This is a genomic window from Allosphingosinicella vermicomposti (assembly GCF_003012815.1).
GTDB lineage: Bacteria > Pseudomonadota > Alphaproteobacteria > Sphingomonadales > Sphingomonadaceae > Allosphingosinicella > Allosphingosinicella vermicomposti.
Genome location: NZ_PXYJ01000001.1, coordinates 48,663 through 69,688, shown reverse-complemented (window position 1 = coordinate 69,688; position 21,026 = coordinate 48,663). Strand labels below are relative to the sequence as shown.

Annotated in this window: 23 protein-coding genes; 9 read left to right on the top strand and 14 right to left on the bottom strand. The window is 62.2% G+C overall.

Annotation, left to right across the window (positions count from 1 at the left end; genetic code table 11):
* Positions 1–10: 10 nt before the first annotated feature.
* Positions 11–1,243, bottom strand: a complete 1,233-nt coding sequence (locus C7I56_RS00325; protein ID WP_106638580.1) for an ABC transporter permease — start codon at positions 1,241–1,243, stop codon at positions 11–13.
* Complete coding sequence (locus C7I56_RS00320) at positions 1,240–2,184, bottom strand: ABC transporter ATP-binding protein (RefSeq protein WP_106638579.1); 945 nt, start codon at positions 2,182–2,184, stop codon at positions 1,240–1,242. The genes C7I56_RS00325 and C7I56_RS00320 overlap by 4 nt, the downstream gene beginning before the upstream one ends.
* A 43-nt stretch (positions 2,185–2,227) precedes the next feature.
* Here C7I56_RS00320 and queG point away from each other — a divergent pair, with 43 nt between their 5' ends.
* Entirely contained in the window at positions 2,228–3,289 is a 1,062-nt protein-coding gene (gene queG, locus C7I56_RS00315; RefSeq protein WP_106638578.1) for a tRNA epoxyqueuosine(34) reductase QueG, read from the top strand.
* A 3-nt stretch (positions 3,290–3,292) separates the two neighbouring features.
* Here the strand turns inward: queG and C7I56_RS00310 are convergent, their stop codons facing one another.
* Entirely contained in the window at positions 3,293–3,676 is a 384-nt protein-coding gene (locus tag C7I56_RS00310; protein ID WP_245409544.1) for a hypothetical protein, read from the bottom strand.
* Between the two features lie 144 nt (positions 3,677–3,820).
* Between C7I56_RS00310 and C7I56_RS00305 the strand changes: the two genes are divergently transcribed.
* On the top strand, positions 3,821–4,816 hold the full coding sequence (locus C7I56_RS00305; protein WP_106638577.1) for an adenosine kinase: 996 nt from the start codon (positions 3,821–3,823) through the stop codon (positions 4,814–4,816).
* 116 nt (positions 4,817–4,932) lie between these two features.
* Here the strand turns inward: C7I56_RS00305 and C7I56_RS00300 are convergent, their stop codons facing one another.
* Positions 4,933–6,513, bottom strand: coding sequence for an amino acid permease (locus C7I56_RS00300; RefSeq protein WP_106638576.1), 1,581 nt, complete (start codon positions 6,511–6,513; stop codon positions 4,933–4,935).
* A gap of 246 nt (positions 6,514–6,759) precedes the next feature.
* On the bottom strand, positions 6,760–7,137 hold the full coding sequence (locus C7I56_RS00295) for a histidine triad nucleotide-binding protein (protein WP_106639547.1): 378 nt from the start codon (positions 7,135–7,137) through the stop codon (positions 6,760–6,762).
* Between the two features lie 82 nt (positions 7,138–7,219).
* Between C7I56_RS00295 and C7I56_RS00290 the strand changes: the two genes are divergently transcribed.
* The 4 genes from C7I56_RS00290 (at position 7,220) to C7I56_RS00275 (ending at position 10,743) form a co-directional block, all read left to right on the top strand.
* On the top strand, positions 7,220–7,702 hold the full coding sequence (locus tag C7I56_RS00290; RefSeq protein ID WP_106638575.1) for an SspB family protein: 483 nt from the start codon (positions 7,220–7,222) through the stop codon (positions 7,700–7,702).
* 116 nt (positions 7,703–7,818) lie between these two features.
* Complete coding sequence (fumC, locus tag C7I56_RS00285) at positions 7,819–9,213, top strand: class II fumarate hydratase (RefSeq protein ID WP_106638574.1); 1,395 nt, start codon at positions 7,819–7,821, stop codon at positions 9,211–9,213.
* Positions 9,214–9,364: 151 nt separating this feature from the next.
* Positions 9,365–9,997 carry a guanylate kinase gene (gene gmk / locus C7I56_RS00280; protein ID WP_106638573.1) on the top strand — a complete coding sequence of 211 codons (633 nt, stop codon included), beginning with the start codon at positions 9,365–9,367 and terminating at the stop codon, positions 9,995–9,997.
* Between the two features lie 176 nt (positions 9,998–10,173).
* Positions 10,174–10,743 carry a hypothetical protein gene (locus tag C7I56_RS00275; RefSeq protein ID WP_106638572.1) on the top strand — a complete coding sequence of 190 codons (570 nt, stop codon included), beginning with the start codon at positions 10,174–10,176 and terminating at the stop codon, positions 10,741–10,743.
* Here the strand turns inward: C7I56_RS00275 and C7I56_RS00270 are convergent.
* The 7 genes from C7I56_RS00270 to C7I56_RS00240 form a co-directional block, all read right to left on the bottom strand.
* Complete coding sequence (locus C7I56_RS00270; protein ID WP_106639546.1) at positions 10,740–11,429, bottom strand: ATP12 family chaperone protein; 690 nt, start codon at positions 11,427–11,429, stop codon at positions 10,740–10,742. The two genes, C7I56_RS00275 and C7I56_RS00270, sit on opposite strands and share 4 nt — an antisense overlap.
* Positions 11,429–11,662: a hypothetical protein gene (locus C7I56_RS00265; protein ID WP_106638571.1), complete on the bottom strand. Its 234-nt coding sequence runs from the start codon at positions 11,660–11,662 to the stop codon at positions 11,429–11,431. The genes C7I56_RS00270 and C7I56_RS00265 overlap by 1 nt, the downstream gene beginning before the upstream one ends.
* A complete protein-coding gene (locus C7I56_RS00260; RefSeq protein ID WP_106638570.1) occupies positions 11,662–12,318 on the bottom strand; it encodes an HAD-IA family hydrolase in 657 nt (218 codons plus the stop codon). The genes C7I56_RS00265 and C7I56_RS00260 overlap by 1 nt, the downstream gene beginning before the upstream one ends.
* Positions 12,311–12,913, bottom strand: a complete 603-nt coding sequence (locus C7I56_RS00255; protein WP_106638569.1) for an FMN-binding negative transcriptional regulator — start codon at positions 12,911–12,913, stop codon at positions 12,311–12,313. The genes C7I56_RS00260 and C7I56_RS00255 overlap by 8 nt, the downstream gene beginning before the upstream one ends.
* Positions 12,913–14,007, bottom strand: coding sequence for an RluA family pseudouridine synthase (locus C7I56_RS00250; protein WP_106638568.1), 1,095 nt, complete (start codon positions 14,005–14,007; stop codon positions 12,913–12,915). Before C7I56_RS00250 ends, C7I56_RS00255 begins: the two co-directional genes overlap by 1 nt.
* On the bottom strand, positions 14,004–14,381 hold the full coding sequence (crcB, locus tag C7I56_RS00245) for a fluoride efflux transporter CrcB (protein ID WP_106638567.1): 378 nt from the start codon (positions 14,379–14,381) through the stop codon (positions 14,004–14,006). Before crcB ends, C7I56_RS00250 begins: the two co-directional genes overlap by 4 nt.
* Before the next feature lie 102 nt (positions 14,382–14,483).
* The gene (locus C7I56_RS00240; RefSeq protein ID WP_106638566.1) at positions 14,484–14,786 is read right to left on the bottom strand and encodes a glycine zipper 2TM domain-containing protein; all 303 of its coding nucleotides are present in this window, start codon (positions 14,784–14,786) and stop codon (positions 14,484–14,486) included.
* 235 nt (positions 14,787–15,021) lie between these two features.
* On the opposite strand from C7I56_RS00240, the gene C7I56_RS00235 reads away from it, so the two are divergent.
* Positions 15,022–16,599 (top strand): hypothetical protein, encoded by a 1,578-nt coding sequence (locus tag C7I56_RS00235; RefSeq protein WP_158702925.1) that lies wholly within the window; start codon positions 15,022–15,024, stop codon positions 16,597–16,599.
* Here C7I56_RS00235 and C7I56_RS00230 read toward each other — a convergent pair whose 3' ends face one another.
* Together C7I56_RS00230 and C7I56_RS00225 are read right to left on the bottom strand one after the other, a co-directional pair.
* Positions 16,600–17,298: a pirin family protein gene (locus C7I56_RS00230; RefSeq protein WP_106638564.1), complete on the bottom strand. Its 699-nt coding sequence runs from the start codon at positions 17,296–17,298 to the stop codon at positions 16,600–16,602.
* Between the two features lie 103 nt (positions 17,299–17,401).
* Entirely contained in the window at positions 17,402–18,031 is a 630-nt protein-coding gene (locus C7I56_RS00225; RefSeq protein ID WP_106638563.1) for an FMN-dependent NADH-azoreductase, read from the bottom strand.
* Between the two features lie 93 nt (positions 18,032–18,124).
* Between C7I56_RS00225 and C7I56_RS00220 the strand changes: the two genes are divergently transcribed.
* Positions 18,125–19,063, top strand: coding sequence for a LysR family transcriptional regulator (locus C7I56_RS00220; protein ID WP_106638562.1), 939 nt, complete (start codon positions 18,125–18,127; stop codon positions 19,061–19,063).
* Between the two features lie 60 nt (positions 19,064–19,123).
* Positions 19,124–20,950: a DUF885 domain-containing protein gene (locus tag C7I56_RS00215; RefSeq protein ID WP_106638561.1), complete on the top strand. Its 1,827-nt coding sequence runs from the start codon at positions 19,124–19,126 to the stop codon at positions 20,948–20,950.
* Positions 20,951–21,026 lie beyond the last annotated feature (76 nt).

The window sequence follows — 21,026 nt, the reverse complement described above, 5'->3', positions numbered from 1 at the left end:
CGAGACTCGCTTATTTCCGCGCGAAGGCCGATTTGAATGGGCCGAAGAAGGAACCGGCCTTGCCGGATTTGAGCACCGTCGTGCGGAACATCAACGTCGCGATGCGAACGATGACGAACAGGCAAACGAGTTGCCAGGCAATGGCAAGGAGGTGAGGCCAGATGCTCGGCGACTGGGCGGCGAGCGCGATCATGGTGAGCGGCGAGGTGAGGGGGAAAAGCGCCGCGGCCAAAGTCATCGTCACATCATTTTGGCCGACCGTTGCGCTCGCCAAGGCGAAGAAAGCGAGCTGGCCAAAGGTGATCGGCATCGACAGGGTCTGCACTTCGCGCACGCTGTTCGCCTGCGCGCCGACGCCCACGAACAAGGCGCCGTACAGCATGTAATTGGCTGCGAAATAAAAGATGAGAAGCAAGATGTAGAGCGGCCAGCCCACCGCCGGCGGGGTAAGCCAGCCAGCGACCCCCTGGAACAGGTAGACGGCGGCAAGACCGAGCGTGCCCCAAATGGTGACGCCGATCATCGAAATCGCAAGCATCGCCATGATCTTGCCGAGGAAGACGGCGTCGAGCGGAACGGCGGCTGCGAGGATTTCGATCACCTTGCTCGATTTCTCCTCGACCAGGTTGGAGAGAAGCATGCCCGCAAGGATGATCGTGAAGAAAAAGATGATCGTCTGCCCGGCGCGGGCGAGCGCGTGGCGGCCCATGTTAACGTCGCCGCCCGCTTGTTCGGTTGTCACAATGGTCACTTCCGGCTTTTGCGCAGGCAGTCCCGCGCCTTGCAGCGCCGATCCGTTGCGCGCGGCCTCCACGACCACGGCCATTTCCTTGGCAAGATCACCTACCGTGTCCGCTGCGCCATAAATGATCGGGCGATCGAGGCCGCCGGTCATCACGGCGGACACGTTGGATTCCGGGGAGGCCAGCAATGCCCGTGCTTGAGCCTGCGCATCTCCTTCAGGAAGAACGGGCTCGATCGCGGGAAGCGCCCTTTCGCTCAACGCCTCGACCAGAGGTGCATGGGCGGCAGCCATTGCATCGGTGACCTCGACCGGTGCGACGATGGCAACCTTCGGGCGGCCCATTTCGCGATCGCTTTCCTCCGTCATCTGGCCGATCAGATAGCCAAATCCGACGCCCAGGATCGGCGCGAAGAGGAAGATGAGGAAGGTACGCGAATAAACGGTCGCGATAAAATCGCGGCGGCAGATGACCCAGGCGGCGCGGAAAATGTCGTTCATGCCTGTTCCTCCACCCGGGTGCTGTTTTCCATTTCACGGGCAACCGCATCGCCCGCAATCGCCACGAACGCGTCGTGCAGGCCGGGCCGTTCGATCGACAATTCTTCGATACCCGCGCCGCCATCGATCAGCGTTTTAAGCAAAGGTTCGATGCCGCTTTCGGGCAGTTCGAACTGGAAATGGCCGTCCGTTTTCACGGCATTTCCGGGCAATGCATTGCGCCAGGCGCCATCCTCGACGCGAGTCCGGAGTCTGACCTGCGGGCGCAGCCGGTCCCGCGCTTCGGCCACCTTGCCTTCGAAGCGCAGCCGTCCGCCTGCAATGATCGCGATCCGCTCGCACAGCCGTTCGGCATGGGCGATGACGTGGGTGGAGAAGATGACCGTCGTCCCTTCCGCCGCTTCCGCGCGGATCAGGCTTTCGAGCCGCCCTTGATTGATTGCGTCCAACCCGGAGAAAGGTTCATCCAGTACGATAAGCTTTGGCCGGTGAACGATCGTACCGAACAACTGAACCGTCTGCGCCATGCCCTTGGACAGGCTCTTGATCGGCTTGTTCACATAATCGCCAAGGCCATTCTGGCTCAACATCCCTTCGGCGCGCTGGCGGCCAATCTCGAGCGGAAGACCGCGCAGGGCGCCCATGAAGGCGATTACTTCCCGGGTGGTCATCGACGGATAAAGGCCGCGCTCTTCGGGGAGATAGCCGACGATGGGCGCCGCCTTGATCGGCTCGTCATAGCCGAGCAGGGTGCGTTCGCCCCGATCCGGGTCGATAATGCCAAGAAGCATGCGGATCGTGGTGGTCTTGCCCGCGCCGTTCGGACCCAGGATGCCGTAGATCGAGCCTTCAGGAACCGCGATGTCGACGCCGTCTACCGCCGTCTTGCCGTCAAACGCCTTGAAGAGGCCTTTCGCCTCGATCGCTAACCCGCCCCGCATTTCAAACTTTCCCCATATGCTTTCAAGATGGTAGCGGGACAAAATGGACGATGGCAAGCCAAAGCTGCGCCACCTTTTGGAGGCGGAATCCCGCGCGCTCGGATTTTGCGCGTTCGGGATCGCGCCTGCCGAAGCTGCGCCCGAGAGCGGGCGGCGGCTGCAGGAATGGCTGGCGACCGGCGCCCATGGCGGCATGATCTGGATGGAAGAGACGGCCGATCGCCGCGCCTCGCCCACGGGCCTGTGGCCGGACGTCAAAAGCGTGATCGCATTGGGCATGAGTTATGCGCCGGGCCGCGATCCCCTTGCCCTCGCCGATCATCCCGACAAGGGCCGCATCTCGGTCTACGCGCAGGGCGGCGATTATCATGACACGGTCAAGAAAGCGCTGAAGGGCCTCGCCCGCTGGCTGGTGGCCCAAGTGCCGTCAGAACTGAAGGTCTTCGTCGACACCGCGCCCGTCATGGAAAAGCCGTTATCGGAGGCCGCGGGCCTTGGCTGGCAGGGCAAGCATACCAATCTCGTCAGCCGTCAGCATGGCAATTGGCTGTTCCTCGGCGCCATTTACACCACGCTGGAGCTGGAGCCGGATGTGCCGCATCGCGGTCATTGCGGCAGTTGCACCGCCTGCCAGACGGCGTGCCCGACCAACGCCTTCCCCGCGCCCTACCGCCTCGATGCGCGGAAGTGCATTTCCTATCTCACCATCGAGCATAAGGGGCCGATCCCTGAGGAATTCCGCACCGCGATCGGCAACCGCATTTATGGCTGCGACGATTGCCTGGCCGTCTGCCCGTGGAACCGGTTCGCCAGCGCCGCGCATACCCACAAGGCCTTTGCGCCCCGCGCCGAATTGACCGCACCCGATCTTGCCAGCCTGCTCGACCTCGATGACGGCGGGTTCAGGCAGGTCTTTTCGGGATCACCGATCAAACGGATCGGGCGCAACCGCATGGTGAGGAATGCCGCGATTGCGGCGGGCAATAGCGGTGAAATGCGGCTGATCCCGGCGCTGGATCGGCTAACGGGGGATGACGATCCGGTTGTCGTCGAGGCCGCGCGGTGGGCGCTCGATCAACTCCGCCGCGCGCCGGCCGACCGCTAAGGATCAGCGCGCCTTGCCGAGCGCCGAGACGCAAGAGGCGCGATCGAAATCCGTTCCGTCGGGGCGGCGGGCATCGACATGCGTCACCACCGGGTCGCCCCGTCCGCCGCGCGGATAGAGATAGGCGTCGAGAATGCAGACGTCGCTTGAGAATTGAAGCTTGCGCGCCGTCCCTTCGTGAATATCGAGCTCCGGCGTTCCAAAAGCCCGCTCAAGCGCGCGTGCGTCGCGCCCCATGACAGCTTCGAGGCCGAGATAGGACGGCGATACCGGCGGCGATACTTCGGGCGCAGTGGGAAGGGCGGGTTCGCGCGCGGGCCCCGGTACGCAGGCGGACAGCGCGGCGGACGCTGCAAGTCCGATGATCGGGCGATTGATGATGCGCATATGTCCCTCCTTGGCCCGGTAGACCATCGCCTCCCGCCCGCGTCAATCCGGGCTAGGCCGGTTTAGCGAGCGGGGCGCGCAGTTGATCCCGCGAAGCCGTCCGTCTAGGGCGCCCGCAATCTTTTCGCAAAGGAACGCCATAACGTGACCGACACCCGTCTCGACGTCCTCGCCATCGGCAACGCCATTGTCGACGTCATCGCCAATTCCGACGATGCCTTCCTTGCCGCCGAAGGGCTGGACAAGGGCTCCATGCGCCTGATCGATGCGGAGGAAGCGACGCGTCTCTACGGCAAAATGGGCACGGGCCGCGAAACGAGCGGCGGATCGGCGGCGAACACGGCGGCGGGAATCGCGGCGCTCGGCGCGCGCGTCGGGTTCATCGGGCAAGTGTCGGGTGATGAGCTTGGCGATATTTTCAGCCACGACATCCGCAGTCTCGGTGTCGAATTCGCCACCCCGGCCACGATGGGCGGCACGCCGACGGCACGTTGCCTGATCCTGGTGACGGATGATGCGCAACGCACCATGAACACCTTCCTCGGCGCGAGCCAGAACCTTCATGTGGCGCAAATCGACGAAGCCCAAGTTCGGTCGGCAGCCATCCTCTATCTCGAAGGCTATCTTTGGGATCCGGAAGAACCGCGCAAGGCGATGGAAGAAGCCATTCGCATCGCGCGCGCGGCTGGCCGCAAGGTCGCCTTCACTCTCTCCGACAGCTTCTGCATCGCTCGCCACCGCGACGGCTTCAACGCTCTGATCGATGAGGGGAAGATCGACATCCTCTTCGCCAACGAAGCGGAGATCACCGAACTTGCGGGCATCGCGGATTTTGACGCCGCAGTCGCCGCGACCCAATCGCGCGTGCCGCTGCTCGTCGTGACGCGCAGCGAGAAAGGCGCCATCGCCGTCGAAAATGGCGAACGTTCTGCGGTATCGGCCGAGCCCGTCGAAAAGGTTATCGACACGACCGGCGCTGGCGACCTCTTCGCAGCAGGCTTCCTTGCCGGCCATGCGCAGGGCCGCTCCAATGCGGAAGCCTTGCGCATGGGCGCCGTCGCAGCGGCCGAAGTCATCTCCCATTATGGCGCACGCCCGGAAGTGGATTTGAGGGCACTGGTCGCCCAGCGCATGGGCTGAACTGTACCGCCTTCTCCGCCACTACCGCTAGGACTAGCGGGGTGCGGGGTTAGAAACGAAGCCAACAAAAAAGGGAGGCCGAAGCCTCCCTTTTTCTTTGCCTGAAGACCCTGCCCTTAGGCGTGGTTGCCGTCTTCGACACCCGGAATACCAGGTTCGATATCGGCGATCTCGGTCTCATGCACTTCGATCAGACCGCGGCCGAGGTGGCTGTTGCGGTAGCTGTAGGCATAATAGATGACCAAGCCGATGGCGCCCCAAACCGGCAGAACCAGCATCGCTTCAAGCGGCAAGTTCAGGAAGAGGAAGATGCAGCCCACAATGGTCAGGGGCCCAAGCAGCCACAACGCCGGAGTGCGGAACTTGCGCGGACGGTTCGGCTCGGACTTGCGCAGCAGCATGACCGCAATCGCCACCATCATAAAGGCATAGAGCGTGCCGGCATTGGCAATGTCGGCGAGCTGACCGACCGGCAGGAAGGCCGCTGCGAAAGCAACGATGCCGCCGGTGATGGCCGTCACCACATAAGGCGTCTTCCACTTCGGGTGAACCTTCGACAGCCCTTCGGGAAGCAAGCCGTCGCGGCTCATCACGAAGAAGATGCGGGTCTGGCCGAACAGCAAGATCAGGATCACGGACGGCAGGGCGACGAAGGCCGCGATGCCGAGCATGTTGCCGACGCCGGAGAAGCCGATCACGCGCAGCACATGAGCGAGCGCTTCATTGGAGCAAACCAGCATCTCGCCATATTGCGGCAGCGCGCACTGACGGGCGAGTTCTTCCGATCCGGCCGGGAACGGGATGCCGTTCGGACCCATGATCGGCTGGCCGCCGATCGTGCCGATCGCGCCTGCCGCGACCAGAATGTAGAAGACAGTGCAGAAAAGGAGGCTTCCGATGAGGCCAATCGGCACGTTCTTTTGCGGATCACGGGTTTCCTCCGCCGCGGTCGAAACCGCGTCGAAGCCCACATAAGCGAAGAATATCGTCGCTGCCGCGCCCACCGCGCCGATACCCGAACCGAAGCCGCCGAACACGCCGGCAGGGAGGAATGGATTGAAATTGTCCATTTCCGCTTTCGGAAGCGTGAGGAAGATGAACACCGTAAGAGCCGTCACCTTGATTGCGACGAGAACGGCGTTCACGCGCGCGGATTCGGTGGTGCCGATCATCAGCAGCCAGGTGACGAGAAGGGCGATCACGACCGCCGGCAGGTTGATGACGCCGCCGGGGGCGCCACCCAAAGCGAGCGGCCCCGCGCTCAGCGCCGCCGGCAGCTGAACGCCCATGAATTCATTCAATATCGTCCCGGTGAAATAGCCGGACCACCCAACCGACACAGCGCTGGCGGCAACCGCATATTCGAGGACGAGGGCCCACCCGACTGTCCAGGCGAGCAGCTCACCCATGACCGAATAGGTGTAGGTGTAAGCAGAGCCCGCGACCGGGATCATCGCGGCGATCTCGGCATAGCAAAGCGCCGCGACGATGCAGATGAGACCGGCAATGGCGAAAGCCAGCATCAGGCCCGGCCCTGCTTTCTGCGCGCCCGCGGCGGTCAGAACGAAGATGCCGGTGCCGATGACGCACCCGATACCAAAGAGAGTAAGCTGGAGTGCACCCAAGGACCGGTGCAGCGACTTCTTCTCAGCCGTAGCGAGAATAGCGTCGAGAGGTTTAACACGCCCGAATATCATGCGGGATCCCCTAATATCACGGCCCCCTGCGACCGCCTGGTTGTTATTGCGCGCCGGAGCCTAGCCGCTAATCGCCGCTACGCAACAGTTTATGACGAATTGGCGTCATTCTCGCCCCCTGCCCTGATTCCACCCCCGCTAGTCCTGAGCTTGTCGAAGGACGGTTCCAGCTTACACGGGGTTGGCCTTCGGCCGCCTTCGGCTCAACAAGCTCAGCCCTAGCGGGGGTGGGAGAATAGGGGCTGTTTAACGACTAAGCATCGGCCCGAGAGGCTGTCCGCCGAAGATGTGGACATGGAGATGCGGCACTTCCTGCCCGGCGTTCCCGCCTGTGTTGGCGAGCACGCGATAGCCGTGATCGACCAACCCCTCGTCACGCGCGATCTTCCCAACGGCCCGCACGAAGGCAGCAATTTCGGCTTCGGATCCATTGGCGGAAAAATCGTCCCAGGAGACGTAAGCCCCCTTGGGGATCACCAGAATATGTGTCGGCGCAGCCGGATTGATATCGTGGAAGGCAAGAACGTGATCGTCCTCATAAACCTTATTGCACGGCAGCTCACCGCGCAGGATGCGGGCGAAGATGTTGGTGTCGTCATAAGGCAAAGTCGCATCGATCGGCATCATCGTCTCCGTTCGGCGGCCGGTGGCAAGGAAGGGCCGCATCGCGCTTGACCGTGAAGCGGGCCGCGCTACGAGTCAAAGCATGAGTGACGAAACGCCCGACAGCCTGATTCCCTATGACGAGATCGTGCAGGACGCGCTGCGCGCCGTCGTCGGCCGGGTGCTGGGCGAGATACAGAAGACCGGCAACCTGCCGGGCGGCCACCATTTCTACATCACCTTCAAGACGCGCGGCGCCGGGGTCGACATCCCGCAGCACCTGATCGAGCGTTTTCCGGACGAGATGACCATCGTCATCCAGAACCGCTTCTGGGATCTGAAGGTCGCGAAGGATTATTTCGAGATTGGCCTCAGCTTCAATCAGGTGCCCGCGAAGCTGCATATTCCATTCTCCGCCATCACCTCCTTCGTCGATCCGGCGGTCGATTTCGCGCTGCAATTTCATGCCGAAGTCGAGGAAGAAGGCCCCTCCCCGCATGACGAGGCCGAAAACGACCATCCGATCGCCGAACCGATCGAGGATGGATCGAACGTCGTGTCCGTGGATTTCAGCCGGAAGAAGTGACGGCCCCAACAGGCCGTCACCTCATGCGCCATTCCTGCGAAAGCCGGAATCTCGTGACGATAAAGGCGAATTTTTCGGGCTGAGATCCCGGCTTTCGCCGGGACGACGGAGGTTGAATGAGCAGCGACACCCGCACCGAAACCGACAGCTTCGGCCCCATCGAAGTCCCCGCCACAGCCTATTGGGGTGCGCAGACCCAGCGCTCCATCGAGAACTTCCCCTTTGGCGATCGCGAACGGATGCCGATCGAGATCGTTCATGCCCTCGCCATCGTGAAGCAGGCCGCCGCACGCGTGAACCGCGCCCACGGCCTCGATCCGCAGAAAGCCGAAGCGATGGAGCAGGCTGCGGCGGAGATCATCGCGGGCGATCATGGCGATCAATTCCCGCTCGTCACCTGGCAGACGGGCTCGGGCACCCAATCCAACATGAACGTCAATGAGGTGATTGCGGGCCGCGCCAACGAAATCCTCACCGGCACGCGCGGCGGTAAGAGCCCCGTCCATCCCAATGACGACGTCAATCGCGGCCAATCGTCCAACGACAGCTTCCCCACCGCCCTACACATCGCCGCCGCCCGAACGGCCACGCGGCGACTCATGCCTGCACTTGAAGGCCTTCGTGCTGCCCTGCAGGCAAAGGCCGAAGCGTGGGACGATATCGTCAAGATCGGCCGCACCCATTTGCAGGACGCTACGCCACTCACGCTCGGCCAGGAATTTTCCGGCTATGCGAACCAGCTCTATCGCTGCGCAAAAAGGATCGAGCCCGCCGTGATGCATGGCATGTGTCAGCTTGCTCAGGGCGGCACGGCGGTCGGCACCGGCCTCAACGCGCCGCACGATTTCGGCGCGGACATCGCGAAGGAGATAGCGGCGCTCACCGGCCTCCCCTTCTTCACCGCCGAGAACAAGTTCGAAGCGCTCGCGTCGAACGATCCCATCGTTCATCTGTCCGGCACCCTCAACACCCTCGCCGTCGCGCTCACCAAGATCGCCAACGACATCCGGCTCCTGGGCTCCGGCCCGCGCTCCGGCCTTGGCGAACTCAGCCTGCCTGAAAACGAGCCGGGCAGTTCGATCATGCCGGGCAAGGTCAACCCGACCCAGTGCGAAATGCTGACGATGGTCGCCGCTCAAGTGATCGGCAATCACATGGCCATCACCGTGGGCGGCCTGCAGGGTCATTTGGAGCTCAACGTCTTCAAGCCGCTCATCGGCGCCAATGTCCTGCGCTCGATCGACCTCCTCTCGACCGCGATGGACAGCTTTCGCGAACGCTGCGTCGAGGGCATGGAGCCGAACCGCGAACGGATCGCCGAATTGGTCGACCGCTCGCTGATGCTGGTGACCGCACTCGCCCCCGAAATCGGCTATGACAACGCCGCGAAGATCGCCAAGCATGCTCACCAGAACGGCCTGACCCTGAAGGAAGCGGGCCTGGCCCTCGGGCTGGTGGACGAAGCGACATTCGACCGGGTCGTGCGGCCGGAAGATATGGTCGGGCGCTAAGCCCGTTCATCGTCATCCTGAACTTGTTTCAGGATCCATGTCGATGACAATCGGGATGCGGACAGATGGATGCTGAAACAAGTTCAGCATGACGCGAGAGGGCATCCAATCCGCACCTTGACGACCATCGCCCACCGCGCCACTAGCGGCTATGCCTCTACCGTTTCCGCTCAAGCGCCGGGGATTGCTGTTCGTTCTGTCGAGCCCCAGCGGCGCGGGGAAATCCACGATCGCGCGGATGCTCCTTACACAGGACGACAAGATCGACATTTCGGTCTCGGCCACCACGCGGCCTCCGCGCCCCGGCGAAGTTCACGGCAAGGATTATTTCTTCGTCAGCGATGAAGAATTCGACCGCATGGTCGAAGCGGGCGAATTTCTCGAATGGGCCCACGTCTTCGGGCGCCGCTACGGCACGTTAAACGCGGAAGTTCGCAAGACGTTGGCCGCAGGCCGCGACGTCCTCCTCGACATCGACTGGCAGGGTACGCAGCAATTGAAGCAGGTCGATCCCGACATCGTCCGCGTCTTCATTCTCCCGCCATCGATGGAGGAATTGGAACGCCGCCTGCGCTCACGCGGCACCGACAGCGACGACGTGATCCAGGGCCGCATGGCCCGGGCCGCTGCCGAGATCAGCCACTGGGCCGAATATGATTATGTGCTGATCAACAACGATGTCGAAAAATGCCGCGAGCTCGTCGACAACATTTTGAAGGCAGAGCGCCTCAAGGCAACCCGGCGCACCGGCCTCACCGATTTCGTGCGCGGCCTGATCGGCTGACTCCCGCCGAGGAGGAAGAACCGTTCGGGCTGAGCCTGTCGAAGCCCTGCCTTTCCTTCTGCATCGGTGGAGGCGAAGGACAGCCCTTCGACAAGCTCAGGGCGAACGGAACTGATCTAGCGATTGCGGCGATTTCCAATTCCGTGCGTTCCCCGTGCGAAACAAGGGGAAACGAAATGGGACGTGTCATCCTGGGTTCGGTCGTCGCCGCGATCGCGATGTTCATCATCGGCTTCATCTTCTTCGCGACGCCGCTCAACAAGCTGAGCTATGCGACGCTCGGCAACATGGAGGCGGCGTCCGTCCAGCAGAGCCTGGCCGCCAACCTCCCCAAGACCGGCACTTATTATGTGCCGGAGCCCGAAGCTTCGTCCGAACAGACGGTGATGTATGGGCAGGGGCCAATCGCCACGATCCACTATAATCGCGGCGGCTTTGCGGCGGTGGACGCGGGCGCGCTCGTCGGCGGGTTCGTCCTCAACTTCGTCACGGCGCTGCTGATCGGCGCGGCCCTACTTGGGATTGCGGACCGGGTGACGGACTTCGGCTCCCGCGTCCGATTGGCAGCGATTTTCGCGGTTGCAGCGTCGGCCCTGCTCCATCTCGGCCCGCCGCTTTACTTCCACTCGGATTGGACCAACGCCATCTATTTGTTCATCGCCGACGCACTCATGCTGGCGGTTGCGGGCCTGATCCTCGCCCGCTGGTTCTTGCCGAAGAGGGCAGCGACCAGCAGTTCGCTTTAAAGCAAAGTCAGAAATCGGTGCGCCGCTTCGAAATCGTGGCGGCGCGCGTCGAGGGCGGCCCTGGCTTCGGCATCCTCGCCCCATTGCTCGGCCTGCCAGGCTTCGTCGAGGCTGGCCGCCGCCCATGCAGTGTCGAGATCGGCTGCCCCTTCGGCCAAGGCCAATGCGATGACCAGCGATCCGCTGATCGTGACGAGCGGTGAAAGCCCCGCAAGTTCGAAGGGGTTACGACTGTCCACGGCCGCGCTCAGCCGCTCGACCGTGCCATCCGGCTGCGCATTGTGCATGATCCCGCAGATTAGGGTGAAATCGACGTCGAAGCGGCGCCGCGCCCAATCGAGGAGCGGCGTCCAGGCCGCGTCCTGCCGCGCGATCAGGCTGTCCGGCCCTTCCGCGCGATAGCAGAGAAGATCACCCTCGCCGTAGCGGGCGAGGCCCGCCGCGAAGGCCGCCCGGTCCTTCGCCACCCGGTCGATCGCGGCATTGGCCAAGCCGGTAAGCGGCATGGTGCGCGGGTCGACCTGATCGCCCTGCCCCTCCCATTCCGCCGCCACGGCCTCCGCCAAAGCGAGCGTCGGCAACAGCAAAGGCTCGCGCGCGGGCGTCCGTACCGGGCGGCCGTCGAGCACTATCTCATGCCCCTCCGCGCCCGCACGAACGGCGACATCCTTATAGAAACGCTTCATCAGCCGCCCGTCCGCCACCGCCGCGCCAGCCAGCGCGGGGCGAGGAAGCTGATCGCGAGGCCGATGAGCGCCATTGGGAAGCCGACTTCCGTCCAGCCACCCTCACGCAAAACATTGCCCTGCCAGACGATGATGCCGAAGATGGTGAGCGCCGTCCCGCCGATCCGCGTCAGATTAAGCGCGATGAAACGGTTGCGCCAGGTCGCTTGGCTGGTCGGTACAGGTTCGGTCATCAAAAGCTCCTGGCGATGGCGGCGATGGCCGCCGGGTTCCCGACAATGTGGTCCGCGCCCGCCTCTTTCAACGTTTCGCGGTCATGATAACCCCAGGCCACGCCGACGCCGGTCACGGACGCGGCCCGCGCCATTGCCATGTCATAGCTCGTGTCGCCGATCATCATCGCGGTTTCCGATGCCGCACCGGCCTCGGCCAGCGCCGTCTCGATCATGGAAGGGTGCGGCTTGGACGGATGGCGGTCGGCCGTCTGCAGCGTGACGAAACGCGCATGGATGCCGTGATGCTCAAGACAAAGGCGAAGGCCACGATCCGACTTGCCGGTCGCGACGCCAAGCAGCCAGCCAGCCTCGTCCAGCTCGGCGATCAGTTCGGCAATCCCGTCATAGAGCGGCTCGACGACACGCCCCTGCGCGCGCATCTTCTGGAAGGCGCGCTTATAGTCTTCCGCAAGCGCGATGTGGAAATCGCTCTCCGCCTCCGGAAGCATGACCTGCATCGCCTCAATGAGGCTCAATCCCACGATCCGGCGCGTCTTCTCGCGGCAAGGCGGCTCAAGCTTCGCTGCGGCGAAACATTCCTCCATCGCCAGGCAGATGTTGAGCTGGCTGTCCACCAAAGTGCCGTCGCAGTCGAAAATGGCGAGTTTATTCAACCCTGCCCGCCATCAAGTCTGCAACGGCCGGGTTTCCGGCAGCACGCAATCCCGCGACCGCGCCGGCAATCTGTTCCGCCGGTTTATTCTGCCCAAGCTTGCGCGTTCCGACCACGCTCTCCGCCTTCAACTCGAAGCCAAGGATGGACTTCAGGAGGCCATCGAACAGACCCGGCGACATCTTGCCGCTGGTCCACGGCTTCTTCGGCAGCAGGCGATTTTCATGTTCCGCGGACAAATCATCGATCTGCGCGGCAAGATCCGTATCGGACAGGCGAGTGACAGGCCCCGTAATCTCAGCCGTCACATAATTCCATGTCGGCACCTGATCGTCCGCACCATACCAATCCGGGCTGATATAAGCCTCAGCCCCCGCGATGCTCGCCAGCGCAACGCGCCCCTCAATCTGCTTTGCGACTGGGTTAGAGAGGGCGAGGTGAAAGCGCAGATGCCCTTCGCCGGTTACGACCACCGGTACATGGGCGACGAGAGGCCCATCGTCTCCCTGCACGAATAAATGGGCGAACGACACGCCTTGGACGAAGGCCATTATCTCGGCCTTATCCTCCCATCGAAAATGACGATTGCTGTGCATCAGCTCCGCCCCCGGCCGCGCCTCTCTCCCTTGCGCGATTTGCGGCGCGCCTTGGCTTCGGCGCGCGCCTTCTTCTCGCGGCCTTCCGGCGTCTGGCCATAGGGTATTTCGTCGATGGGAAGATCGCCGTCCGCAATGTCGAAACCCAAAGCCTGCAAGCTCTCGTCGAAATGGTCCGGCAGTTCCGCCGTCACGTCGATCCGCCCGCCGTCGGGATGATCGATGCGCAGACGCCGCGCGTGGAGGTGGAGCTTGCGACTGATCGCGCCCGTGAGGAAGGCGTCCTGTCCGCCATATTTGCCGTCGCCGACGATCGGATGGCCGATCGCCGCCATATGCACGCGAAGCTGGTGCGTCCGGCCGGTGTGCGGCTGAAGCTCCACCCAGGCCGCGCGATTGCCCGCCCGTTCGATCACGCGATACCGGGTGCGGGACGGCAGGCCCTCTTCCTCGTCGACATGCATCTTCTCGCCACCGGTGCCAGGCTGCTTGGCGATGGGAAGGTCGATATAGCCGTCGCGGATTTCCGGGACGCCGACGACCAGCGCCCAATAGATTTTGCGCGCCGTCCGGCCGGAAAAGGCCTTGGAAAAGAAAGCGGCGGCACGCGGTGTGCGCGCGACGAGCAGCACACCCGACGTATCCTTGTCGAGCCGGTGGACGAGCTTCGGCCGCGCCTCATCCTCTTCGACAAGACCATGCAGCAGGCCATCGAGATGGACGTTGGTCTTCGTGCCGCCCTGCGTCGCGAGGCCGGGCGGCTTGTTGATGACGATCGCCTGGGGATCGCGATGGATCGCCATCTCCTTCACATAAGCGATTTCGTCTTCGCTGAGCTTCTTCTGCTGCGGCCGTTTCGGGCGGCTATCGGGCGCGGGAGCCTCTGCCGGGGGCACGCGGATGATCTGCCCCGCCTCGATCCGGTCGCCCGGCGCGGCGCGCTTGCCGTCGACCCGAAGCTGTCCCGTCCGCGCCCAACGCGATACGAGGTTGAAGCTCGCGTCCGCCAAATTCCGCTTGAACCAGCGGTCGAGGCGAATTCCGTCATCGTCGGCCGAAACCGTGAACTGGCGAACCTGATCGCTCTCGCTCATGCGCTCACCCTCACCAGCCACAATCCGGCCAGCAGCATCAGGATAGATCCCGCCACCGATGAAATCATATAGGCGCCCGCAAGGCCGTAGTCGCCGCGCTGAAGCATGTTGGTGCTTTCAAGACTGAAGGCCGAGAAGGTCGTGAAGCCACCGAGCACCCCGGTGCCGAGGAACAGGCGAAGCGGTTCGCCGGTCGTGCCTTCCTTCAGCAGCACGCCCGCAAGCACGCCCATAAGCAGGCCGCCGAGCAGGTTCGCGATCCACGTCCCCCATGGGAAATCGGGGCCCATGTGATGGAACGCAACACGGCCGAGATGATAGCGGAAGCCCGCCCCGATCGCGCCGCCCGTCATAACGAGAAGATAATGAAACATCAGGCCTTGCGCTGTAGCGTCAGGCGCCAGATTACGCCAGACAAGATAAGGGCCGGACTGCCCTGCTTGGCAATCCGGCCCTTATGTTTGCATATAAGGATGTTAGCGGCAGCGCGAACGGCCACGCTCGACTTCGCGACCGAGAAGCGCACCGGCGGCGGCGCCGAGAATGGTACCCGTGGCGCGTTCGCCACGCGTATCGATCGCGCGGCCGGCAAGAGCCCCTGCGGCACCGCCGATCAACATGCCGGTCGTGCCGTTCGAACGCTTGCAGCGCCAGCGGCCGCGGCTGTCTTTCCAGGTCTTGCCCTTATAATAACCGTCATGAGCCATAGCCGGCGCGACGGGGAGAGCCATCGGCAACGTCATCGACGCTGCGGCGATTGCGAGTGAAAGCTTACGCATAACCGATCCCTTTAAACTTGTGGACATGCTGGAAAACCAACGCGCCCATGATCGGCTGAGTTTCATTAACCCTTCACAACGACTTAGCCTCGCGAGACAAGAGCTGCGGCAGAACGTTATGGCTAATCGATGAACCGTTCCACTGCTCTGAACCGGCCGGGTCCGGTTCACATCGTCTGTTGGCTTCACCATAGTCATGCGTTACCAGTCAGCAACCATGAGCCGGGGGGCTAAGATGAAGATTTCGACACGCGCGGTATATGCCTTAATGCTCGCGGCATGCCTGTCGGCGCCGGTGCAACAGACTGTAGCAAGCAGCCGGGATAACGGACGTCGTTACCATGGGGAAATCGAAACGAACCCCAACGCGCATTACAGCCGTGATTATTATCTGAACGATCCGAAGGTCGGGCAATTGCTCCGCTGCGCGGCTTATCTTGATGCGACAGTCCGCCTTTATTTTGCCCATGAAATCAACGGCGGCACGCTCATTCCCCTGGGTCCGTTGAAACCCCGCATATCGCCTGCCGACGCTGAAGAGCGCGATACTTATGCTCGCGTCAGCAAAGATCTCCTCAAGCAGGCGGATGGCCCTGCCCGATCGCTGCCGGATTACGGGATGCATCACGCTCTCTCGAAAACGGCCAAGGGACCAAAGTCTTTCGACCAGAAGGAATTCGAATTCGCTCAGGAAAAGATGTCCCTTCTCGCTCTCAAGCAAGTCAGAGGCGGAGTGGGCCTTCAAGCGATGAAGATCGACAGGTCGCGCTGTTTCGACCTTTCCGAGATTGCGCCCCTAAAAACGCGCCTAGAGGCGCGGCTTAAAAAAACGGTGCCGGGAATGGAAATCCCGACATCAGCGAGCATCAAGCGCGGCCGGCTACCCGCCCCCCTTTTGGGCTATCTTTATCAACCAAACGCTTATCGCCATCTCACCTGCGCAGCGATAGCCTATACCACGGGCACGGAGCGGTTTGGATTGATGCCCGACCCCGGCGTTGCGCCCGTGGCAGGCGCTGCGGACACTCTGCATCGCTACCAGGCAAAACTGGAACCCGGTGAAGCATCTGTTCGAGAAGCTTACCGCAAGGCTGTCGCGGGCACTTTCGACGCCGGGCTGAAGCAATTGGGGCTCAAGAGCGCAGCGGATATAGAAAGCTATCGCGCAAGTTTCCGGGCTGCCGAAAATGCCGTGCGCCCCTTGATTGAAGAGGGGCTGACCGAAGACTTGATGGCTGAACCGATGCTTCAATGTGCGTCGCTCCCCACCATGGCGCCCTTTATAGAAAAGAGCGCCGGCGCTTCGGCCGCAGGACCGTTGGAAGCGCCGGAGGACGTGAATGGCTGGCCCGACCGGGCTGACGGCTATCTCGCTCACCCGGTTGCGTTCAGAAACATCTTCTGTTCCGCGTTGATATACAGCGCCTACAATTTGGGCGAATCCAAAAGCCGCTGGTTCGCACCGCCGTCCAACCGGGACCGCGAATGGTCGCCTCCCGATGCCGGGTTCTCGGTTCCGCAAGGCGACGGTGGAGATCGTGCCGCCATCAAGGCACTGGTTTACGCCCTTTACGACGCGGGGCAGATCGATCAAACCGCGAAGAATGAAGCGAAATCGTCTTTCGGCACCTATGCGCGCGATTATAGCACCACGCTCTTTTCCGCGGAATATATAGTCAAAAATCGGCAAGGTATGGCGGCGATGGCGCATGGCAGCACCAATTGCCTTGCGCTTCCACAGGTGGCGCCGCTTGCCAATGCGGTAAGGATGAAGGTCGGCGCCTGGGATAAGCGCCCACCTTCATCCTTCTGATTAACGCGCGTCGACCACCACGACCTCGGTGTCGTCGAGCGCGCGGATTTCGATTCCGGTTTCGCCGGTGATCGCGACACCGTCGCGCGCTTCGGCGCGGACGTCATTCACTTCGATCGCGCCGTTTACCGCGACAAGATAAGTGTGCCGCGCGGGATCGAGGCCAAGCGTCGCGCTTTCGCCCGCGTTCAGCGTCGCGCCCATGACGCGGGCGGCGGCGTTGATCTTGAGCGCCTCTTCGTCCTCGGCAAAACCGCTGGCGAGCGTGGTGAAGGCGCCTGCGCGATCACCTTTCGGGAATTGCTTTGCGCCCCAGCTCGGCTCGGCGCCCGGCCTGTCGGTCAGCACCCAGATCTGGAAGAGCGTCGTCGTCTCGTCCTCCAGATTATATTCGGCATGCTGGACGCCGGTGCCTGCCGACATCACCTGCACATCGCCCGCGCCGGTCCGCCCCTTGTTGCCCATCGAATCCTGGTGGGTGATGGCGCCGGTGCGGACATAGGTGATGATCTCCATGTCCCTATGCGGATGGGGCGGAAAGCCCGAGCGCGCCGCGATTTCGTCATCATTCCACACCCGGATCGCGCCCCAGCCCATACGGGCGGGATCGTGATAATTTGAGAAGGAGAAATGATGGCGAGCATTGAGCCAGCCATGATTGGCGTGGCCGAGCGTGTTGAAAGGACGGATGTCGATCATGTCATATCTCCTCGCCCGCCGTCGTCACGGCGAAAGCCGGAATGTCGTGACGGAAAGGCGCTTCTTCGTTCCAAAGTCTCCGGTTTCGCCGAATCAGCAGGATTCAAGCCGCCAATGCCAGCTCCCGCGCCGCAAGCCGAGCCAATGTCTCGTTCGCGCTACGGATCGCTGCCTCCGCTACGTCCTCCCCAAAAGCAAGGCCCTCGGCCCGGACGAAATCGACATCCGTCATACCCATGAACCCAAGCATCCCTTTCAGGTGCGGTTCTTGGAAGTCCATGGCGGACGAAGCCTCGTCGCTATAGACGCCCGCCCGGCTTTCGATAACGATAACGCGCTTGCCGGTCATCAGACCTTCCGGGCCATTTTCGGTATAGCGGAACGTCACCCGGGCGCGCACCACATAATCGAACCACGCCTTTAAGGTCGACGAGATGCCGAAATTGTACATCGGCGCGCCGATGACGATCAGATCCGCGGTCCGCATTTCTTCGATCAGCGCATCGGATATCGCACGCGTTTGCCGCTCCGCCTCCGTTTCCGCCACCTCGTTGCGGATACCGGCCACCGTTTCGGCAACAAGGTGCGGCAGCGGATCGCGGCCCACATCGCGGATCGTAATTGTCGTGCCAGGGTTGGCAGCCTGGACCCGCGCGGCAAATTCTCCGGTCAGGCGTGATGACACGGATTCCGACCCATGCGCGCTGCTGTTGATGATTAATATGTTGGACATCGGATTACTCCCTCACAAAACTTGTCGGAGGGGAGATAGGAGCGTAGCAGTGTTGCGAGTAGACAGCGAACCCGCATCATGGTGTTGTGAAACATGAAACGCCCGAATGTCGATCTGATGGATGTCCTCGCCTTCGTCCGCGTCGTTGAAACGGGCGCGTTTGCCCGTGCCGCAGAGCGGATGGGGATGTCGAAATCGATCCTCAGCCGTCGCGTTCAGCGGTTGGAAGAACAGCTCGGCGCGCGCCTCCTCACCCGCACCGCGCAAGGTGCGTTTGCCACCGATATCGGCGAGGCCTATTTCGCCCGCGCATCCAATATCCTTGCCGAGCTGGAAGCGGCTGAAGAAGTGGTTGCAGACGCGGTTACTCAAATCGCCGGACCGATCCGGATCAGCGCGCCAATTTCCTTCGGCATCGACTATCTGGGCTCCGCGCTCGCCGATTTCGCCGCAGCCCATCCGCGCATCGATCTCGACGTGTCGCTGGAGGACAAGAAGGTCGATCTTGCGAGCGGTGGCTTCGACCTTGCCATCCGCATCGGCAATCTGGCTGATTCCGCGCTGATTGCCCGGCGCCTGACGACCGTCCGTTCGGTCCTTCTCGCCAGCCCGGATTATCTCGAAACGCGGGGAAGGCCGGAGCATCCCCGCGACCTCAACGGCCACGACCTCCTCGTCTACGCCAATATCGGCAGCAGCGAACAGTGGCGCTTCAAGGTGGATGGCGAGTGGGAGCAGATACGCGGTAATCCGCGTCTACGCGCCGACAATGGCGATATCCTCCGCGAGGCCGCCTGTGCCGGGCTTGGCATTTGCATCCTGCCGACCTTCATCGCCTCTTCCGCGATTCGCGAGGGCAAGCTTGAACCTTTGCTCGCCGATTACCCGCAGCCGGATATCGGTCTCCATGTCGTTATGCCGCCGGGGCGCGCCACAACCGCGCGGGTGCGGGCCCTGATCGAATTTCTCGCCGCCCGCTTCGGCCCGGAACCTTCATGGGATCCATGCAACGCCGCTTATTCCAAGCGCTAGACGAGCCGCGAAGACGCGCTACAACGTGGACCCTTCAGGGAAGAAAATGGAGGGGCCCATATGAAAATTCGTGTTTCGATCGCGCTTTTGATGGCCAGCTGCGCCTTGCCGGTTGCGGCGCTCGCACATCAGGCTGCGCCACACGCTTCCACCCCCGCCGCCCAGACCGAAGACCAGCGCCTCGTCACTTTTCTGGACGAGGCCTTTGAAGAACAATTGGCACTGAGCCCCGAATTTCAAACCGCGCTCGGCCGCAAGACGAATTACGACAAACTCGACCGCTATACCGATGCGGCTAGCGTCGAGGCCCAAGCGCTTGCCGAAGCTCGCCTTGCAAAAATGAAGGCGGACTTCGATCCGGCAAAGCTCAGCCCGGCCGGAAAGCTCAACTATCGCCTCTTTGAATATAATGTCGACCAGGGCCGCAAAGCGCAGCAATGGCGCGGCCATCGCTATGTCGTGACGAACAATTTCAGTATTGTCGGCTCGATTCCCGCTTTCCTTGCCAACAATCACCGCATCGCCACCGTGGCCGATGCGGAGGCCTATATCGCCCGCATTCGCGAAACCGAGCGTGTGATGAACGAAGTGACCGCCCGTTTGAAGGCCCAGGTCGTAGCCGGGATCATACCGCCCAAATTCGTATTCGAACCGGTGAAGGCCGACGCCCGGAACGTCATCTCCGGCGCGCCCTTTGCTGACGGCAAGGACAGCACGATCCTTGCCGATTTCCGGAAGAAGGTGGAGGCTCTGGACGCGCCTGCGGATGTAAAGAAGAAGCTCGTCGCGGACGCATCAGCTGCGCTCACCGGCCCGTTCAAGCGCGGTTATGACACGATCCTGGCCGCACTCGATGAAGTAGAGCCCAAGGCAACGACGAACAACGGGGCCTGGGCGCTTCCGAACGGCCAGGACTTCTATAGCGCGTCACTCGAACAGATGAATACAACGGCGATTACGGGCGATGAAGTGCATCGCATCGGCCTTGCCGAAGTTGACCGCATCCATGGCGAGATGCGGGCCATCATGAAGCAGGTGGGCTTCACCGGAACACTGCAGCAGTTTTTCCGGGAGCTTAAGACCAATCCGAAATATCAATATTCGAACGATGCCGCTGGCCGCGAACACTATCTGAAAGATGCCGGCGCCTTCGTCGATCAGGTGATGGCGGCCGCCCCCAAATGGTTCAACCGCCTTCCCAAGGCACCGCTCGAAGTCCGCGCGGTCGAGGAATGGCGTCAAGCGACCGCGCCGATCGCCTTTTATAATCCACCCACTCCGGATGGATCGCGCCCGGGCATCTATTACGTCAACCTGAGCGACATGACGCAGGTACTGAAGCCCCAGATCGAAGCGATCAGTTACCACGAAGGCGCGCCCGGCCACCATTTCCAGATCGCGCTGGCGCAGGAGCTTCCAGGCGTGCCCAAATTCCGTCTCTTTGGCGGCTACGGCGCCTATAATGAAGGCTGGGGGCTATATGCCGAGGGTCTCGGCAAGGACATGGGCTTTTATCAGGATCCCTATTCCGATTTCGGCCGTCTCTCGACCGAACTCTGGCGCGCCATCCGCCTCGTCACCGACAGCGGCATGCATAGCAAGCAATGGACGCGCGAACAGGCGATCGACTATTTCAAGGCCAATTCGCTCCTTTCCGACCGGGATGTGGTGAAGGAGGTCGAACGCTTCCTCGTCTGGCCGGGCCAGGCGACCAGCTATAAGGTCGGCCATCTCAAAATCCTCGAACTGCGCGAGAAGGCAAAGAAGGAGCTTGGCCCCAAGTTCGACATCCGCGCTTTCCACGATGTGGTGATCGGTAACGGCGCCCTGCCGCTCGACATCCTGACGGAGCTGGTCGACGCTTATATCGCCGCCAACAAGGCGTGATAGGACCGGTTGACGGGGGCGAAGGGCCGTGAGGTCATAAATGTGGTAATTCGGACCGGCTCCTATTGATCAGACG

Excerpts from the sequence above, each read along its gene's own strand:
- C7I56_RS00325 (WP_106638580.1), bottom strand. The coding sequence starts at position 1,243 with ATGAACGACATTTTCCGCGCCGCCTGGGTCATCTGCCGCCGCGATTTT.
- C7I56_RS00320 (WP_106638579.1), bottom strand. The coding sequence starts at position 2,184 with ATGCGGGGCGGGTTAGCGATCGAGGCGAAAGGCCTCTTCAAGGCGTTT.
- queG (WP_106638578.1), top strand. The coding sequence starts at position 2,228 with ATGGACGATGGCAAGCCAAAGCTGCGCCACCTTTTGGAGGCGGAATCC.
- C7I56_RS00310 (WP_245409544.1), bottom strand. The coding sequence starts at position 3,676 with ATGCGCATCATCAATCGCCCGATCATCGGACTTGCAGCGTCCGCCGCG.
- C7I56_RS00300 (WP_106638576.1), bottom strand. The coding sequence starts at position 6,513 with ATGATATTCGGGCGTGTTAAACCTCTCGACGCTATTCTCGCTACGGCT.
- C7I56_RS00295 (WP_106639547.1), bottom strand. The coding sequence starts at position 7,137 with ATGCCGATCGATGCGACTTTGCCTTATGACGACACCAACATCTTCGCC.
- C7I56_RS00290 (WP_106638575.1), top strand. The coding sequence starts at position 7,220 with ATGAGTGACGAAACGCCCGACAGCCTGATTCCCTATGACGAGATCGTG.
- fumC (WP_106638574.1), top strand. The coding sequence starts at position 7,819 with ATGAGCAGCGACACCCGCACCGAAACCGACAGCTTCGGCCCCATCGAA.
- gmk (WP_106638573.1), top strand. The coding sequence starts at position 9,365 with ATGCCTCTACCGTTTCCGCTCAAGCGCCGGGGATTGCTGTTCGTTCTG.
- C7I56_RS00275 (WP_106638572.1), top strand. The coding sequence starts at position 10,174 with ATGGGACGTGTCATCCTGGGTTCGGTCGTCGCCGCGATCGCGATGTTC.
- C7I56_RS00270 (WP_106639546.1), bottom strand. The coding sequence starts at position 11,429 with ATGAAGCGTTTCTATAAGGATGTCGCCGTTCGTGCGGGCGCGGAGGGG.
- C7I56_RS00265 (WP_106638571.1), bottom strand. The coding sequence starts at position 11,662 with ATGACCGAACCTGTACCGACCAGCCAAGCGACCTGGCGCAACCGTTTC.
- C7I56_RS00255 (WP_106638569.1), bottom strand. The coding sequence starts at position 12,913 with ATGCACAGCAATCGTCATTTTCGATGGGAGGATAAGGCCGAGATAATG.
- C7I56_RS00250 (WP_106638568.1), bottom strand. The coding sequence starts at position 14,007 with ATGAGCGAGAGCGATCAGGTTCGCCAGTTCACGGTTTCGGCCGACGAT.
- crcB (WP_106638567.1), bottom strand. The coding sequence starts at position 14,381 with ATGTTTCATTATCTTCTCGTTATGACGGGCGGCGCGATCGGGGCGGGC.
- C7I56_RS00240 (WP_106638566.1), bottom strand. The coding sequence starts at position 14,786 with ATGCGTAAGCTTTCACTCGCAATCGCCGCAGCGTCGATGACGTTGCCG.
- C7I56_RS00235 (WP_158702925.1), top strand. The coding sequence starts at position 15,022 with ATGAAGATTTCGACACGCGCGGTATATGCCTTAATGCTCGCGGCATGC.
- C7I56_RS00230 (WP_106638564.1), bottom strand. The coding sequence starts at position 17,298 with ATGATCGACATCCGTCCTTTCAACACGCTCGGCCACGCCAATCATGGC.
- C7I56_RS00225 (WP_106638563.1), bottom strand. The coding sequence starts at position 18,031 with ATGTCCAACATATTAATCATCAACAGCAGCGCGCATGGGTCGGAATCC.
- C7I56_RS00220 (WP_106638562.1), top strand. The coding sequence starts at position 18,125 with ATGAAACGCCCGAATGTCGATCTGATGGATGTCCTCGCCTTCGTCCGC.
- C7I56_RS00215 (WP_106638561.1), top strand. The coding sequence starts at position 19,124 with ATGAAAATTCGTGTTTCGATCGCGCTTTTGATGGCCAGCTGCGCCTTG.